Annotated in this window: 20 protein-coding genes and 1 pseudogene; 19 read left to right on the forward strand and 2 right to left on the reverse strand. The window is 39.9% G+C overall.

Annotated elements, in window-relative coordinates:
* The first annotated feature begins 2 nt into the window (after positions 1–2).
* The 13 genes from ruvX to JK635_RS03510 all read left to right on the forward strand — a co-directional run bounded on the left by ruvX (position 3) and on the right by JK635_RS03510 (position 10,592).
* Positions 3–419, forward strand: coding sequence for a Holliday junction resolvase RuvX (ruvX, locus tag JK635_RS03450; RefSeq protein WP_202652401.1), 417 nt, complete (start codon positions 3–5; stop codon positions 417–419).
* Between the two features lie 12 nt (positions 420–431).
* A complete protein-coding gene (locus JK635_RS03455; protein ID WP_202652403.1) occupies positions 432–740 on the forward strand; it encodes a DUF1292 domain-containing protein in 309 nt (102 codons plus the stop codon).
* Positions 741–944: 204 nt separating this feature from the next.
* Positions 945–2,069: an endolytic transglycosylase MltG gene (gene mltG, locus JK635_RS03460; RefSeq protein WP_202652405.1), complete on the forward strand. Its 1,125-nt coding sequence runs from the start codon at positions 945–947 to the stop codon at positions 2,067–2,069.
* Positions 2,070–2,286: 217 nt separating this feature from the next.
* Positions 2,287–2,937, forward strand: a complete 651-nt coding sequence (locus JK635_RS03465) for an O-methyltransferase (RefSeq protein ID WP_202652407.1) — start codon at positions 2,287–2,289, stop codon at positions 2,935–2,937.
* Positions 2,934–3,863, forward strand: coding sequence for a peptidase U32 family protein (locus tag JK635_RS03470; protein ID WP_202652409.1), 930 nt, complete (start codon positions 2,934–2,936; stop codon positions 3,861–3,863). The genes JK635_RS03465 and JK635_RS03470 overlap by 4 nt, the downstream gene beginning before the upstream one ends.
* Before the next feature lie 16 nt (positions 3,864–3,879).
* Positions 3,880–5,151 carry a peptidase U32 family protein gene (locus JK635_RS03475; RefSeq protein ID WP_202652411.1) on the forward strand — a complete coding sequence of 424 codons (1,272 nt, stop codon included), beginning with the start codon at positions 3,880–3,882 and terminating at the stop codon, positions 5,149–5,151.
* The gene (udk, locus tag JK635_RS03480; RefSeq protein ID WP_202652413.1) at positions 5,151–5,786 is read left to right on the forward strand and encodes a uridine kinase; all 636 of its coding nucleotides are present in this window, start codon (positions 5,151–5,153) and stop codon (positions 5,784–5,786) included. Before JK635_RS03475 ends, udk begins: the two co-directional genes overlap by 1 nt.
* Before the next feature lie 162 nt (positions 5,787–5,948).
* Positions 5,949–6,425 carry a transcription elongation factor GreA gene (gene greA, locus JK635_RS03485; protein WP_202652415.1) on the forward strand — a complete coding sequence of 159 codons (477 nt, stop codon included), beginning with the start codon at positions 5,949–5,951 and terminating at the stop codon, positions 6,423–6,425.
* 56 nt (positions 6,426–6,481) lie between these two features.
* The gene (locus JK635_RS03490; protein WP_202652417.1) at positions 6,482–8,233 is read left to right on the forward strand and encodes a peptidoglycan D,D-transpeptidase FtsI family protein; all 1,752 of its coding nucleotides are present in this window, start codon (positions 6,482–6,484) and stop codon (positions 8,231–8,233) included.
* Between the two features lie 147 nt (positions 8,234–8,380).
* Positions 8,381–9,082 carry a YrrS family protein gene (locus JK635_RS03495; protein ID WP_202652419.1) on the forward strand — a complete coding sequence of 234 codons (702 nt, stop codon included), beginning with the start codon at positions 8,381–8,383 and terminating at the stop codon, positions 9,080–9,082.
* A gap of 15 nt (positions 9,083–9,097) precedes the next feature.
* Positions 9,098–9,793, forward strand: coding sequence for a 5'-methylthioadenosine/S-adenosylhomocysteine nucleosidase (mtnN, locus tag JK635_RS03500; RefSeq protein WP_202652421.1), 696 nt, complete (start codon positions 9,098–9,100; stop codon positions 9,791–9,793).
* Between the two features lie 489 nt (positions 9,794–10,282).
* On the forward strand, positions 10,283–10,423 hold the full coding sequence (locus tag JK635_RS03505; protein ID WP_202652423.1) for a YrzI family small protein: 141 nt from the start codon (positions 10,283–10,285) through the stop codon (positions 10,421–10,423).
* Between the two features lie 28 nt (positions 10,424–10,451).
* Complete coding sequence (locus JK635_RS03510) at positions 10,452–10,592, forward strand: YrzI family small protein (protein WP_202652425.1); 141 nt, start codon at positions 10,452–10,454, stop codon at positions 10,590–10,592.
* Between the two features lie 604 nt (positions 10,593–11,196).
* On the opposite strand, the gene JK635_RS03515 is transcribed toward JK635_RS03510, so the two are convergent.
* Positions 11,197–11,346: a sporulation protein YjcZ gene (locus JK635_RS03515; RefSeq protein ID WP_202652427.1), complete on the reverse strand. Its 150-nt coding sequence runs from the start codon at positions 11,344–11,346 to the stop codon at positions 11,197–11,199.
* Positions 11,347–11,500: 154 nt separating this feature from the next.
* Here JK635_RS03515 and JK635_RS03520 point away from each other — a divergent pair, with 154 nt between their 5' ends.
* The gene (locus JK635_RS03520; protein ID WP_202652429.1) at positions 11,501–12,469 is read left to right on the forward strand and encodes a F510_1955 family glycosylhydrolase; all 969 of its coding nucleotides are present in this window, start codon (positions 11,501–11,503) and stop codon (positions 12,467–12,469) included.
* Between the two features lie 72 nt (positions 12,470–12,541).
* On the opposite strand, the pseudogene JK635_RS03525 reads toward JK635_RS03520, so the two are convergent.
* Positions 12,542–12,928: pseudogene (locus tag JK635_RS03525) on the reverse strand (sigma-70 family RNA polymerase sigma factor); the annotation flags it as partial.
* 1,089 nt (positions 12,929–14,017) lie between these two features.
* On the opposite strand from JK635_RS03525, the gene JK635_RS03530 reads away from it, so the two are divergent.
* The 5 genes from JK635_RS03530 to JK635_RS03550 all read left to right on the forward strand — a co-directional run bounded on the left by JK635_RS03530 (position 14,018) and on the right by JK635_RS03550 (position 16,398).
* A complete protein-coding gene (locus JK635_RS03530) occupies positions 14,018–14,248 on the forward strand; it encodes a helix-turn-helix transcriptional regulator (RefSeq protein WP_202652431.1) in 231 nt (76 codons plus the stop codon).
* Entirely contained in the window at positions 14,245–14,436 is a 192-nt protein-coding gene (locus tag JK635_RS03535; protein WP_202652433.1) for a hypothetical protein, read from the forward strand. The genes JK635_RS03530 and JK635_RS03535 overlap by 4 nt, the downstream gene beginning before the upstream one ends.
* Before the next feature lie 54 nt (positions 14,437–14,490).
* On the forward strand, positions 14,491–15,012 hold the full coding sequence (locus JK635_RS03540; protein ID WP_202652435.1) for a hypothetical protein: 522 nt from the start codon (positions 14,491–14,493) through the stop codon (positions 15,010–15,012).
* Positions 15,013–15,026: 14 nt separating this feature from the next.
* On the forward strand, positions 15,027–15,278 hold the full coding sequence (locus JK635_RS03545; protein ID WP_202652437.1) for a hypothetical protein: 252 nt from the start codon (positions 15,027–15,029) through the stop codon (positions 15,276–15,278).
* Positions 15,279–15,393: 115 nt separating this feature from the next.
* Positions 15,394–16,398: a DUF3231 family protein gene (locus JK635_RS03550; RefSeq protein ID WP_202652438.1), complete on the forward strand. Its 1,005-nt coding sequence runs from the start codon at positions 15,394–15,396 to the stop codon at positions 16,396–16,398.
* Positions 16,399–17,016: the final 618 nt, after the last annotated feature.

Consider the following 17,016-nt stretch of genomic DNA (forward strand, 5'->3'; position numbering starts at 1 on the left):
ATATGCGTGTAATGGGTCTGGATGTCGGCTCAAAAACAGTTGGTATTGCCCTTAGCGATGAACTAGGGTGGACGGCACAAGGCCTTAAAACCCTTCATATCAACGAAGAAAAACAGGAGTTTGGTTTTAAGGAAATCGGTCAATTAATTACAGAGTATCAAGTTAGTCAAGTCGTTGTTGGCTTTCCCAAAAATATGAACGGTACAATTGGCCCCCGTGGTGAGGCTAGTAAACAATATGCTGCAGAAATTGAACGGCGTTTTGGAGTTTCGGCAATTTTGTGGGATGAGCGGTTAACAACAATGGCTGCAGAACGGGTATTGCTGGAAGCCGATCTAAGTCGAAAGAAGCGAAAGAAAGTCATTGATAAAATGGCCGCAGTGATGATCCTGCAGGGTTATCTTGACAGTAAAAAATAATGAGGTGAAGCAATGGGACACGAACATAAGTCTAATCATGAGGAAGAAGATCGTTATATTACCCTTATCAATGATAATGGTGACGAAGAATTATTTGAAATCCTGTTAACCTTTGATTCAGATGATTTTGAAAAATCATATGTCTTATTTTATCCGGTCGGAGCATCCGAGGACGGAGAAGAAGGCGAAGTTCATGCATATGCCTATATTCCCACCGAGGACGGCGGCTTTGGCGAATTAATGCCAATTGAGACTGACGAGGAATGGGATATGGTTGAAGAAGTATTTAATACTTTTTTAGAAGACGAGGACGAAGACTAAAATGAAAGGAACCGGCTGCAAATGGCTGGTTCTTTTTTACTTTTAGGACAAATTCATTGAGAAATTGACAATTTTCTATCAATATGCTGAAATAATTACATGCCAATTATACAGTCGAATGATATTAAGTTTTTTTATTTAAGCAGAATACAGATGATTAAAAATGTTTGTTAATGTATGAATATCAAGGGAGGGAGGAATAAAATGACGACGGACAAAAAGGACATCATTCGCCATAAATTGCTGGAATCTCAAAAAGAAGCAAAGGTTGTAAGAAAAATTGTAACAATTATATCACTAATCCTGGTCTTATTGATTATTATTGTTGGCGGCGGAGGTTATCTCTACATAAAATCGGCATTAAATCCGATTGATCCAAACAGTAAAATTCATACAAAAGTTGCGATTCCAATTGGTTCCTCGGTCACAAGTATTGGTGAAACACTTGAAGATCATGGGATCATTAAGAATGCCAGAGTATTCAAGTATTATGTAAAATTTAAAAATGAAGCCGGCTTCATGGCCGGCGAATACGAACTGAGTCCTTCCATGGATATTCCCGAAATTGTCAGCCGTTTGAAAACAGGAAAGGTTCTTGCGCAGCCAGCCGTTAAAATGACGATTCCTGAAGGAAAACAATTGAAAGAAATTGCTGCCATTATGGCAAAAGCGACGAAACAAAAAGAGGCAGATGTCTTTAAGCAAATCAATGATGCCTCGTTTGTAAAGAGTTTAATGACGAAATATCCCAATCTATTAACAAATGAAATCTTAAATACAGCAGTAAAGTATCCGCTTGAAGGATATCTATACCCGGCAACCTATTCATTTTATAAGAAAAATCCCACTGTCGAAGAAATGGTAGATGCCATGCTTGAAAAAACACAGTCAGTCCTGGCAAATTATTCAGAGGAAAGCAAAGAAAAGAAGCTGACTGTCCATCGATTATTAACGATGGCTTCCCTCATTGAAGAGGAGGCGACCAAAAAGGCCGATCGAAAAGCGATTTCGAGTGTGTTTTATAACAGATTGAAAAAAGGGATGCCGCTGCAAACTGATCCAACGGTCCTTTATGCCCAAGGGAAACATAAACAAAGAGTATATTATAAGGATTTAGAGGTAAATTCACCATACAATACCTATAAACATCAAGGGCTGCCGCCGGGGCCAATTGCCAATGCCGGGAAAATTTCGATTGAAGCAGCGCTTGAGCCGGAGAATACCAACTATTATTATTTCTTGGCTGCTCCAGACGGCAAAATCATTTTTTCAAAAACATTAGAAGAACATAACATAGAGAAAGCAAAGCATATTTCCAACAAAAAGTAGCGGTTATTTAAGGGGGAATTGATAGCATTCCCTCTTATTTTGTGGTAAAATTGTTCAAGTGTTTAATAAGTAAACGATAGCGTTACTCACAGCAAATTTGTCTTAACGAGACGAACCGTGGTTGAACGGTTGTACGTTTTTTCTGTGAACGCTTTTTTTCATGTCTAAAGAGCGGTGTTTTGGCAAGAATTGATTTAAGGATTGAGGTGAAGGCAGCTTGTTAAATGAGAAGCTGCATTTATATATTAACGGGTTAATTCCTGAACGCAATCCATTATTTATGGAAATGGAGCAGTTCGCCCAATTACATGGCATCCCTATTATGGAGCTGGCCGGAATCGAAACGATGCTGCAGCTGCTTCGGATTCAGCAAGCTAAGAACATCCTTGAGATAGGCACGGCGATCGGCTATTCGGCCCTTCGAATGGCAGAGACTCTTCCTAATGCTCGGATTGTGACGATTGAGCGGGATATCGAGCGGATTGGGCAGGCTCGAGAATTTATCCAACGTTCTAAGCATAGTCAGCAAATCAGCTTGATTGAAGGAGATGCGCTTGAAGTTGAACAGGAAATCAGTGGACATGCCCCATTTGATGCCATTTTTATTGATGCGGCTAAAGGACAATATAAAAAGTTTTTTCAGTTATATGCCAAGTATTTAAACAAGGACGGATTAATGATTACCGATAATGTATTGTTTAAGGGACTTGTGGCAGAACCAAAGATTGAAAACAAAAGAACGCGGAATCTTGTCAAGAAGATTGCTGAATTTAACCGTTGGTTGATGAACCATCCTGATTATGATTCCGTTATTCTGCCCGTGGGGGACGGTGTAACTGTAAGCAAAAGGAGAGGTGAGAGAAATTGACGAAACCGGAATTACTCGTGACACCCATTTCTGTTGATGATATAGTGCCATTAGTGGAGGCGGGTGCAGATGCTTTTGTTATCGGTGAACAAAGATATGGTTTAAGACTTGCCGGAGAATTTAACCGGGAAGATGTGGCAAAAGCGATTGCTCTTGCTCACGCTAACGGAAAAAAAGTCTATGTTGCCATGAATGCCATTTTTCATAACGAAAAAGTGGAGGAATTAGCTGAGTACTTACGATTTGTTTCCAGTGTAAACGCGGATGCCGTCATTTTTGGCGATCCTGCCGTATTAATGACGGCCCGGGAAGTTGCTCCGGAAATGAAGCTTCATTGGAGCACAGAAACAACAGGAACAAACTGGTATACGTGTAATTATTGGGGGCGTAAAGGTGCTAAACGTGCGGTACTAGCCCGAGAAATTAACATGGATGCCATTATCGAAACGAAAGAACAGGCAGAAGTGGAGATTGAGGTCCAAGTCCACGGAATGAGCTGTATGTTCCAATCAAAACGATCTTTGCTTGGCAATTATTTTGAATACCAAGGGAAAGTAATGGAAGTCGAAAATCATAAACAGCAAAAAGATATGTTTTTACATGATAAGGAACGGGGAAATAAATATCCGATTTTTGAAGATGACAATGGAACCCATATCATGAGCCCGAATGATATATGCATAATTGATGAACTTCAAGACATGCTCGAAGCAGGTGTTGATTCGTTTAAGATTGATGGAATTTTAAAGAGTCCGGGATATATTCTAGCTGTCACAAAGATTTATCGGGAAGCCATTGATTTATATTTCGAGAACCCCGATTTATATGAAGATAAAAAGGACGAGCTGCTTGAAAAAATTGAAGAAATTCAACCGGCTAACCGTCCGTTGGATACAGGATTCTTTTTCAAAGAAACAGTCTATTAAAAGGAGGGGCTCAACGATGAATACAGTGAAAGATCGGATTTCTGAAATGATTGATGGAAAGCGTGTGATTGTAAAGAAGCCGGAACTCCTTGCTCCAGCAGGCAATCTGGAAAAATTAAAAATTGCCGTTCATTATGGAGCCGATGCTGTCTTTATTGGCGGGCAGGAATATGGTCTCAGGTCCAATGCAGATAACTTCACATTAGAAGAAATCAAAGAAGGCGTAGAGTTTGCGAAACAATACGGGGCAAAGATTTATGTGACGACAAACATATATGCCCATAATGAGAATATTCCCGGCTTGGAAGAATACATGCTTGGCTTAAAAGAGGCAGGCGTGGCCGGAATTATTGTGGCGGACCCTCTTATTATTGAAACATGCCGCCGGGTGGCACCTGAAATTGAAGTTCACTTGAGTACACAACAATCGCTTTCCAATTGGAAGGCAATCCAATTCTGGCAGCAAGAGGGCTTGGAGCGGGTGGTGTTAGCTCGTGAAACAAGTGCTGATGAGATACGTGAAATGAAGGAAAAGGTAGACATTGAGATCGAAACCTTTATTCATGGTGCCATGTGTATAGCCTATTCCGGCCGTTGTGTCTTGAGTAACCATATGACTGCACGGGATTCCAACCGCGGCGGCTGCTGCCAGTCCTGCCGTTGGGATTATGATCTTTATCGTCTCGAAGGCAGTGATCAGGAGGTGCCTCTGTTTGCCGAAGGTGATGCGCCATTTGCGATGAGCCCGAAGGATCTGAATCTGATTCAGTCGATTCCGAAAATGATTGAGCTTGGTATTGACAGCTTGAAAATCGAGGGCCGGATGAAGTCGATTCACTATATTGCAACGGTTGTCAGTGTATACCGAAAAGTGATTGATACGTACTGTGCGGACCCCGACAATTTTGAGATTAAACAAGAATGGCTGAAGGAACTGGATAAGTGTGCTAATCGGGAGACGGCCCCGGCGTTTTTCGAAGGTGTCCCAGGGTATAAAGAGCAGATGTTTGGTAATCATAGCAAGAAGACTAGTTACGAATTTGTCGGTCTTGTGTTGGATTATAATCAAGAAACGCAAATGGTGACCTTACAGCAGCGAAATCATTTCAGACCGGGGGATGAAGTGGAATTCTTTGGACCGGAAATTGAAAACTTCACCCATGTTATCGAAAAAATTTGGGATGAAAAAGGTCAGGAACTGGATGCCGCCAGACATCCACTGCAAATCGTTCAATTTAAGTTAGATAAACCGGTTTATCCTAACAACATGATGCGAAAGGGGAACTAGTGATGCGTAAACCGGTGGTTATCGGTGTTTCCGGCGGCTCCGGCTCAGGAAAAACCAGCGTAACAAAGGCCATTTATGAAAGCTTTAAAGATCATTCGATTTTAGTGATTGAACAGGATTATTATTATAAGGATCAAAGTCATTTGCCGTTTGAGGAGCGGTTAAAAACAAATTATGATCATCCGCTGGCGTTTGATAATGATTTGCTGATAGCGCATATTAAGAAGCTGTTGCGTTATGAACCGATTGAAAAGCCAGTTTATGACTATGCCCTTCATACTCGTTCTAATCAAGTCATCCATGTGGAACCAAAGGAAGTTATCATTATTGAAGGGATTTTAGTTCTTGAGGATGAGCGGCTAAGAAATTTAATGGATATAAAACTATTTGTTGATACGGATGCTGATATTCGAATTATCCGCCGCTTAACCCGCGATATTAAAGAGCGCGGGCGCAGCTTTGATTCAGTGATCGACCAATATACGAATGTAGTAAGACCGATGCATAATCAGTTTGTGGAACCAACAAAACGATATGCAGATATTATTATCCCTGAGGGCGGTCAGAATCATGTTGCGATCGATTTGATGGTGACAAAAATTCAAACAATTCTTGAACAAAAGTCATTTTTGTGAAACAATAGCAAAAGATAAGAAAAAAGAATCCTTGAATGGATGATAAGCTTGCGCGCCCTGATGAAAAGGACGCGCACTATGTATTATGCTGATAAGCAAATAAATTCAGATTGATACCACAATTCTAATGGGGGATTGTGAAGACTAGAAGGAGTGAGGATTTTGGCTGCAGAAAAAGAATTTCCAATGACACAGGCTGGAAAAGAAAAACTTGAACAAGAACTTGAATATTTAAAAACAGTGAAGCGTAAAGAAGTAGTTGAAAGAATAAAAATTGCCCGGAGTTTTGGTGACCTATCTGAAAACTCCGAGTACGACTCTGCGAAAGAAGAACAAGCATTTGTTGAAGGCAGAATTACGACAATAGAAAACATGATTCGCAACGCCAAAATTATCGCTGAAGGTGAACTTGCCGGCGATTCGGTTACATTGGGCAGTTCTGTGACGTTTGTAGAGCTTCCGGATGGCGAAGAAGAGACTTATATCATTGTCGGAAGTGCCGAAGCGGATCCATTTGAGGGGAAAATCTCCAACGATTCGCCCATTGCCAAAAGCCTGTTGGGCAGAAAAGTAGGCGAAGAAGTTACCGTGCAAACTCCTGGGGGAGAAATGACTGTTAAAATTGTATCGATTAAATAAGGGAAGTTGTTTGAAAACAGGAAACCTCGTCAAAACTTTTGACGAGGTGTTTTTTTATGTGGCGAAGACGAACGCTGGGCTTGCTTTTTATCTTCAGCTTTATTTTTTTTCTATTCTTGGCTCGATTAATGCAAATTCAATTGTTCAAGACAGAAAATTTTTCGCAACATCATCTAAATTTACTTGAGGAAAGTGTCAAACAGCGGACCCAGGAATTGATGCTTGACAATGGCAGGGGAAATTTCTCTGATCGAAATGGTCAGCCGCTGACTCATAAACAGGCAAATGTGCTAGTTTTGTTTCCTTTTTTAAAAAAAATGGATTGGCAGGTGGAAAAGGTTGCTGAGATTACTAAAATCCCGGCAGATTCACTGTTGTCGGCTGTTAATTCAGCGAAAAAGCCGTTTGCTTACGGTGAACCGGATCCAATGGAGCTAACAAGTAGGCAAATGGATCAAGTGAACGCGTTAATGATCCCCGGCGTCTTTGCGGTTGAAAAAAAATATGAACGGACAAAGGTACCATCCGAACAGCTAATAGGACTTACAGGAGAAAATGCTGAGGAATTAAAAAAACGCTATCCTGATAAAGAACTTTCAGAGAAAACGTTAATCGGGATTTCAGGACTTGAAGAAAGCTTTGATGAATTTCTTCTTCCCGAAGGAAAATCGAAGCTGATTTTTCATGTGGATGGCGTTGGCGCACCGTTATTTGGGATCAATGTCAAGTATGTCGATCCGGCCAACCCCTTCTATCCGGTCAATATCCGCACCACTATTGATAAAACCATCCAGCAAAAAGCCGAGGAGCTAGTTGATCGATATCAGATAAAAAAGGGTGGTTTAGTCCTTCTCAATATAGAAGATAACAGTGTGCTGGCACTGGTTTCGCGGCCGGCAATCAACAAAAAGGATCCCTATAATGGTTCTGGATTAACGAATCAAATGTTAAAGCAGCAAATCCTCGGATCGGTATTTAAGACAGTGGTCGCCGCGGCAGCGCTCGAACATAATGTAGACAACCCCAACCGCCTTTTTAATTGCAGCCAAAAAATCAATGGCAAACCAGAGCGGAAATATCATTACGGACTATTGAATTTTACTGATAGCTTTGCCAGAAGCTGTAACCGGACCTTTGGAGAATTGGCCAAAGAACTGCAAAAAAAGGATCCGAATATATTAGAGGAATTTGCAACTAAGTTGTCCTTAACCGGATCAGTCGGATGGCGAGGAGATATTTATCATACAAGTGATTTTAAACAGTTGACGGATGAGGATAAGGGGCGTGTATTTTTGTCTGACGAGGCGAGAAAGGATGCCAACCTTGCAGCCATGTCGGGAATCGGCCAGCATGAAGTACGGGCTACTCCGTTGGCCGCTGCCAATATGATGGCCACGATTGCCAGAGGTGGTCAAAAAGAAATGGTGCGGGTTGTCTCCAAAATTGAATACAAAAACGGTACGACGATGGTGGATTTTTCAGAGAAAGATCTGGAAGGAGAAACCATCTCACCCTATACGGCAATGAAATTACAAAAATTATTACGTGAGGTGGTCGTTAATCCCAATGGTACCGGCAAATGGTTTAAAGGTCTGCCCTATGATGTAGCGGGGAAGTCGGGAACCGCTGAAACTGGGAAATATAAGGACGGAAAACAGCTCCATAACAAGTGGTTCGCCGGTTATTTTCCCTACCAACACCCGAAATACGCTTTAGTAACGGTTAATTTGGATGTAGCAGATAGTGAAGGTGGAGTCAATCTTTTGTTCGCTGATATGGTAAAAGCTCTATATGAAAAAGACAATTAAAACAAAGTTTAGTTGATAAAAAATGCTGCCGTTATGCTAACAAGCTTACGGCTTTTTCCATTTTCAGGACAAATGAAGGATATTCCTTCAAGTTCTGTGCAATTCATGTTAGAATATTCACAGCCTAGTTTTTAGGAGGAGAGTTACATGAATAATGATTTAAATCAACATTCACGTTCTGGCTACAGGGCTAAACGAAGAAAAACAAATCTTATTTTAAATAGCCTGATCATCATAGTACTCGCATTAATCATCTTTGTTGCTTATAATATTTTTGCTTCTGGTGATAGTGACAACACTTCCCAGCCAAAACAAAAACCAAAAACGGAACAAGTAAAAAATGAAAAAAAGACTGATGATACAGCGTTAAATCAAGAGTCTGCTAAAACAGAAGAGGCAGCGAAAGAAGATACCGGCGATGAAAATGAGACTACGCAAAATGATCAACAACAAAATAATGAACAAGCAGAAGAGGCCTCAACCGAGGGGACAGATTCTTCGCAGGCAGTTGTTTCTGACGGGGGCAGTTCCGCAAATGTCATCCGGACCATTGAAAATCCTGCATGGAAACCAGTTGGAACCTCGCAAACAGGTCAACATACGCCAGTGTACAATTCCAACTCAGTAGATTGGCAGGAAATGTTAAATGCAATTACTTATGCAACGGGTTTAGATCAAAACAATATGATTGTTTGGTTTTTAGGGAGAGATCGTAGTACGACAAATGCCTCAATCGGGACGGTCTCCTCTAAAGACAAGCAGCAAAAGTATAGGGTCTACATTAAATGGGTTGACGGGGAAGGCTGGGTCCCAACAAAAGTTGAAGAATTAGCCAAGATTGATAGATAACAGCGGAGGGTAACAATGAAAATTGCAATCATCGGAGCAATGGAAGAAGAAGTGAGCTTATTAAGAGATCATATCAAGGGACGATCTGAAGAAACGATAGCGGGCTGTGAATTTACCTTTGGAAAATTACATGAAACAGATGTCATTCTTTTGCGTTCAGGTATTGGCAAGGTAAACGCTGCCATGTCCACCACCATTTTACTTGAAAAATATAAGCCTGACTTAATTATCAATACTGGTTCGGCCGGTGGGACGAATCCGGAACTCAATGTCGGAGATGCAGTAATATCAACTGAGGTTCGCCATCATGATGTCGATGTAACTGCATTTGATTATGAATATGGTCAGGTTCCTCAGCTCCCTGCTGCCTTTTTGGCAGACGAGAAATTAATTTCGATCGCTGAAGCTGCAGCAAAGGAACTGGATCATTTTCAAGTCGTTAGAGGTTTAATTGCCTCGGGTGACTCCTTTATGGACGATCCTGAACGCGTAAAATTTATTCAAACGAAATTTGAGCATGTCCTGGCAGTTGAGATGGAGGCTGCAGCCATTGCCCAAGTAGCCCACTGCTTTGCTGTTCCATTTGTGATCATTCGCTCGCTATCAGATATTGCCGGCAAACAATCCGAGATCTCATTTGATCAATTTATTGATAAAGCAGCAACCAATTCCGCCACATTGGTGATGAAAATGGTCGCTGCGCTAAAATAGAAAACTAGTGGGTGTCAGGCACCAGAAAAATGTGCCTGACACCCCTTTTTTTAAGTTCACAAAAATACTTTTAAAAAAATGGTTTACAATGAGGTAAAAAGTGGTTATACTTACCGTAGTAAGTAAAAAATTCCAAAAGGAGGTCGAAGAAGATGATTTTAGTAAATGGCGTAACTGGAACTAATGGAACTGGTAAAACTTTATATTCGAAGATCACTCATTCGACCGGATTGGAATGGATTGCCTAAGCTTTTAGTTATTTTACATATCCATGCCGCAGGGAGAATGACGCCTTGCGGTATTTTTGTGTCTAAAAAACTGCCGCAGGGAGTGACTTCTTGCGGCTTTTTTGTGCCCTTTTGTTGGGAAAAGGGGGGAGTATTGCTAAAAAGCAAATGATAGCTTACCAACTGGGGGGCTCAAAGGGATCCGCCTTGCATAAGCTGGCAATTGTAAATAAGTTGAAAGAATTTAAGGAGGTGATTCTAAATGACTCTGAACATTTTATTTTTCTCGATTACAATCAGAAAACGTAAAGTAAGTTATGAGGAAGCTATTCAGCAGGAAATGGTTGATAAGCTCTATGAGCAATACAGAGACCGTCAAATGTCCATTCATCATATTATGTAATGGCTTTGATTTAAAGGAAGTGATAAAAATGACCTTGAATATTTTATTTATGACGATCACAATTACAAAACGTAAAATAAGTCAAGAAGAAGCAATCCATCAGGAAATGGTGGAGAAACTCTATGAAGCGCATAAAGAGCGTCAAATGACCATGTATCGAATCATGTAATGTCCAACAAAATAAACGAAAGAAAGGTGGTTTTTATAATGATGTTTAAGTTGAAAGGCCGTGGAGATAGCATATGGGGTATGAAAGATACCACCTAGCCTAAGGAGAACTTACTGGGGGTGAATAAATAATGCCATTGCATATTTTATTATTATCCCTGATTTTTAAAGGGAAGAAAAAATATTAATACTATCATAAATTGTTCGGTTTGCTAAGAAATAAGACACTATGTTAACAAAATGTTCACATCTCCAAAAGGTAGATACTGTGAATATATGATAAATTTAAGGTACACAGGATCTGTCAAAGGGGTGGAGATATATGTTCTTAGTAGTGATGGCTTTCGTCATTACCGGAGTGATTGGATGTGTCATTTCGGCTGAGATCAGTGCAGAGGCATAGAAAGCACCCGTATTTTTATTGAAAATATGATCTGGAATAAGTAAAAGAGGCTGTCCGAAAGGTCATGGTGTCAGGCACCAATCAGGACAGTCTCTTTCCATTTATTCTTCAGTAAGTGTTACATGTAGGAATGATCAAAAAAATCTACAGCTAAATTTTGCCAAAATAATAGCTTATGCATTTCGCATAAGCAGTAATGATGTTAATAAAAGGATGCATACCACCACCAGGCTCCAAAAATTACTAAAAGGATAAACAGAACGATGACGACTGCAATCCATATACCGCCCCACCCGCAGCCTCTATATGGTGCAAAGTAACCGTAGGAAGGGTACGGATATCCATAGGCCATGTGGAAACCCCCTCTCCCCCTTTCTTATTTCATAATATATGTAACTGGATATTAATTGCATAGGCTTAAGCGGAGAAAATGATTCGGATTATTTGACATCTGCAGCAATACTACGGTATAAGTGGAAGGATGAGGATTACCGGAGGGATTACAGGTGAAAAAGAGTTTACTGTTTAGTTTAATATCGATAGTCTTACTAATCGCTGCCGGCTGTACGAATAAAAGCGGGCAAGATTCTAAACCCGCTGGCGGCAATTATGCAAAAGCCAAAGTGAATTATGAAATAAAAGAAACGAAAGCGTTTAAGCTAAACCGAATCTATGGCATCGGCTATCCCGGAAATGATACAGGGCTTTATCTTGCCTCAAATCAAGGTTTAATCATATACAGGGCAGGAAAGTGGTTTGAATCAACGGCTAATCGACACCAGTATATTGGTTTTCAAGCGGTAAATACCGGGTTTATCGCAAGCGGCCATCCACAAAAGGGAACAGGCTATAAAGACCCGTTGGGCATTATGAAAAGCAATAATAAAGGAAAAAGCATGGAGCCAGTTGCATTTTATGGGAAGGCAAATTTTCACTTTTTAGCTGCTGGTTATGCAGGTCCTGATATTTATATGATAAATGAAAAACCGCTTGAACAGTTAAGCCAAGGGGTGAATTATTCCAAGGATAATGGTCAAAATTGGCAAGTGAGTAAGCTCAAAGGGTTTCAAGCGGATTCATTGGGAATGATTGCCGTCCACCCGGAAAAGGGGGATATAATCGCAATGGCTACGAGGTCAGGAATTTATTATTCAACCGACAATGGCGATACAATGAAACTTGTTACTGATCCATTTATGGTTACAGCTGTCACCTTTCTCGGCGATTCCCTGTTATTCTCCAGTGTCGAAGAGAATAAAATCCTGTTAAAAAGGTTAGATCCGGTAACAGGTAATCAAACAACGCTTAGCTTTCCATTTCTCGATTACGATAATCCGATTACTTATTTAGCAGTGAATCCGAAAAATAAAAAACAAATAGCCTTTTCAACTTATAAAAATGATGTCTATGAGTCAGTCGATGGTGGCGAAAAATGGATCAATCTTTTGAGCAATGGTAAAAAGGAGCTAGAATAATCTGGCTCCTTTTAATTCGAATCCAGCTCCACAAGGAATGCTTCGTCAGTGTAACCAAGGCGCTTGCGCTTTTTATTTTTTCTTTCGCTCTTTTTCAGCCCGGTAAAATTCATGGAACATTTTCATAAGAGCCCGCTTTTCAATTCTCGAAACATAGCTGCGGGAAATACCCAGTTCTTTGGCAATTTCCCGCTGTGTTTTTTCTTTTTGCAGGTCAAGACCAAAACGGCCAATAATTACTTCCTTCTCCCGATTATCGAGCACTTCGATATATTTTTTTATTTTTTCAAGCTCCATATTTAACTGAATCGTATCAATAACGTCCTCTGATTCCGATTTTAGCACGTCAATTAAGGAAATTTCGTTGCCCTCTTTATCCTGTCCGATTGGATCATGTAATGAAACATCTTTTTTTGTTTTCTTCAGCGCTCGTAAATGCATCAAAATTTCGATTCTAATGTCAAAAGAGGTGCATGTCAAGGACAAACTTCCCGACACATTTACAAAGGGGGGCGCTTTGACCGACGTCCTAAGTTCAATTTAGGTCGTTCACATTGCGTTCAACTCAATTTGAGTTAGACGAATCTGACAACATGTTCATTACACAATGTAACGGTCGAATCCGCCGTTATGTACACGTTGTACAATTCGAAAATCCGTTCGTCACGTTATGTGCCTATCGAATCCCGATGTCATGACAAAAATGTTAGTACCTAATTATTCCTAATCGAAAACCATGCGACGTCGCACGATTTAAGGTTGCGTCAATGCAACGTAAAGCCGTCGATTTGAGGTTGCACGAATGCAACGTAAAGACCCTGACCAAGCCGCCGCCCAAACCCATCTAATTAGTCGCCACGAAAACCGCTTGAATCACGCAACTTACTTCCAATTGTTACCGTGGATATTACAGCTATGTTACAAATATTACAGTTAGATTAAATTTCATTTCACAACCTTGTTAGGGGGGTTGGCGGCACATTTACGAAGTAGAAGACGCCGATATTCGTTAGTATCCACGATACTTCGTTATATTCTTCGATTGATTGATAAAAAACATTCTTTCGGAACTAAAAAACAAGTTCCTCAAGAACGTTGCAAGCATAGCTTGCTTGGCTTTGGAACATAAGTGACAAAGTCAATTAAAGATACGACAAAGATTATCGCAATATACATTCGATTAGATTGTCGAAAAGTACGTCATAGACGAATAAGACGAATACATAAGAGAATAGATTGCCGCTTTCCGTTGGTGGCATTGACATATTCTATTGATTCCCCGTTGTGACGGGTGCGGTTGTTGTGTGACACTATTGTCCCGACTTCCGCATTTTTTTTAGTTAAACGGTTGTTATTTACCCGTATAGTCCATTTGTATATTGAAGCGGATTACCCGTCCCCAATCGGGAATGCTTCGAACTATTTGATAACGGATTTGTTTGTTCCAAGTTTGAACGACCTATTGCGGATTGCCCGTCTTGTTTGGCGGGTATTTTTTTTTGGTCTGTTAAGTGTATTTTACAACAATTTTAATAAGGGGGCGATACTATGGACGTATTTGTCGTAAAGGCATTGCGGCAAAATCTTGGCTTAAGCCAATCCGATTTCGCCCGTGAAGTCGGGGTCAAGCAACAAACCATTTCGAAAGTGGAAGCGGGCGTCATGCCGCTATCCGACCGATTGAAGAACCGAATCATTTATCGCTTTAACGTGAAGCAAGACGAAATTGACGCTATCAAGGCGTTGAAAAACATTCGAAATGGGGGCGTAAATCAATGAATTACGAATTTAACGCAAACATGGATTTGAATTCTTACGGGTTTGTAAAATATTTATATCGTGAAGTATCGAAAGAAATCACGAAACTTGAAGCGTCGGAACTTGCTGAACAAATGAAAATCAATGATTTGAAAGGTCAACAAAGATTGTTGCAAGTGATTCTTTACAAAATGGAACAAGAACGCTAAATGAACTAAATTCTATTGGGACGTCGTGTCCCCGCTAAAAAGGGGGAATGAATTATGAACTATCAAACATTTGTTGAGAAAAAACAGGAAATGGAAGAAGCACTTGCCGCAAAGAACCGGGAATTGAATGAATTGCAATCCGTAATCGTTGAAGATACAAACGACATGATGAAATCCGCATTCGACGAAGTGAATTTCGCCAAAAAGCAAGCGAAAGTCGAATCAAAAAAGTCCAAGATTGAAGCGTTGAAACAACTGATCCCGCTAATGAAAAGCCAAATCGAAAAGTTCATAGCGGATAATCGAGAAGTCATTCGAAATCATGAAGCGGAAGTCTTGAAACGTAAACAAGCCGAATACGACGAAAAGGTCAAATCGGTAATTGCGAAACGTAACGCATACTTGAAGGAAGTTCACGAATTGTCGAAGCTACGTGACGGACGAATCAACCAAAAATCCATCTACAAAGCGGGCGAAAATGAAATCGGGGTCACACAAGAATTGTTGCTTTTAGTTTACGGGAAAACCATGATTCATTCGGCGGGAACGTTGCCGTCATGGATTGAAAACGAATAAAGGGGGTTGGAATAATGGCGTTTTCAAATAAAAAATCACTGGAAACTATTGCAAAGGGATATTCGGAAAGTCCGAAATCGAAGAAGATTGTTCAAGAAGTGAAGGAACACGCAAAAAACAATCACGAACAATTAGAGTTTTGGCGTAAATTGCACAATGAGGGACACACGCTTCCCGCCGTTTGCTTAATTGCAATCGGCATTCATGACGAGCAAATCCGCCAACAAAAAGAAAGGGAAGCAAATGGGGTGTTTTTTGTTCGCTAAAATAAAATAGCCCAGCTTGCTATGAACTGGGCTACTTCGTATACGTACGCCGAGATTTATTTTAGAAAACGTATTTTTTTGTTGCTTTAGTAAATAATATAAATGAGGTGGTAATATGGACAAAAATATGTTAAAGCTCACTTCTTCCGAAATAGGAACATTATGGAGCGAGTATGTAAACGGTACAATGGCAGATGTAGTAAATAGATATATGATTTCTATTATTGAGGACGAGGCGATTAAAGCCCTTTTTGAAGAAGCACTTAAATTGTTCGAAAAACAAAAGCAGCAAATCGTCACTTTTATGGAGAATGATGGGTTTCCTGTTCCCATTGGATTTAATGAATCTGACCTTTTTAAAGGGACGTCGAGATTGTTCACGGATATATTTTGCCTGAATTATTTACATATTATGACCTTGCATGGTTTGCTGGGACACTCCTCAGCATTAACTGTTTCCGTTAGAAAAGATTTAAGGGATTTTTACGATTCATGCGATAACGATGCGAAAAAGATGTATCATCAGACGATTGAGTTATTACTTGAAAAGGGGAATTTTCAAAGAGACCCATTATTTTATCCAGCTAAAAACCCTGAATATGTTTCCAGCAAAGATTTCAAAGATGGAATTTTTGGAAAAGGTAGAACATTAGCAGCGACAGAAATCATTGGTATTTCTTTCAACCTTAAAAAAAGCATTATGGCTAAATGTCTTTCTATAGCATTCAGTCAAGTTACTCAATCAAAAGAAGTTAGAAAATTTTTAACTGATTCCGAAAAAACGGCTGATGGGCAGATAAAAGCATTTGCAAAAATAATGCAAGCCGATAACTTACCATTTCCGAAATCTTGGGAAACAGAAGTGACAACTTCAACGGACTCCCCTTTTTCCGATAAGCTAATGCTGTATCATATGGGATTCTTGCTTCAAGCTGCACAAAATTATCATGGGGCAGGGTTAGCAGCAGCTATGCGGACAGATCTTGTCGCGACTTATGAGAGTACAATCCTACAAAATCTTATGGTTACAAAAAAATGGTTTGATTTGATGATACAAAATAAGTGGTTAGAACAACCGCCGCTTGCTCCAAATAGAACTGAAATCGCAAAAGAAATATAATGTTCTTCCCACAGGAGGGACATTTTTTATTTTAAAAAAACCCCTTGTTTAACAAACCTGACCCAAGTACATTCCTTTACGATTTTAATTTAAATAAGAGGATTAGAAAATTCTAGTTCACGTTTTGGAATATCAATGACAATTCTAAAATACCCGCAACAACGTCGTTATATGTCCGATTATAGAAATATCACTTTACTTCTTTATTGCATTAAAATGTTGATACATAAGAGATTTAACGGTCTCTCGCCTGCCACACGAAAACCAAAAGTGACATTCCGCTCGATATAACGTGAACCAAACGATAGGGAGTGATTTCTTTCAAATATTCGCAACCGTTGCTTTATGCGTTCTGAAATGTCCGAAATTTGCATGGGAAGGAATTATTACAATACTTACAGTCGCAAGAGATTCAACCGTTATTGATATGATACAAGGGACACAATCGGAAAGTACGGCATTACTGATTTTTCGTAATTTCGTTTACATGATTACAAGAATACGGACGGTCAATTCGAAATATCAGTTATTTGAATTTCACGTTATACGACGAATCAAAAAAAACGCATTTTTGATATACGACGAATCCTAACTGACAATTCCATTGTTTATAGGGTT

The organism is Neobacillus paridis (genome assembly GCF_016765675.1).
GTDB classification, from domain to species: domain Bacteria; phylum Bacillota; class Bacilli; order Bacillales; family Cytobacillaceae; genus Neobacillus; species Neobacillus paridis.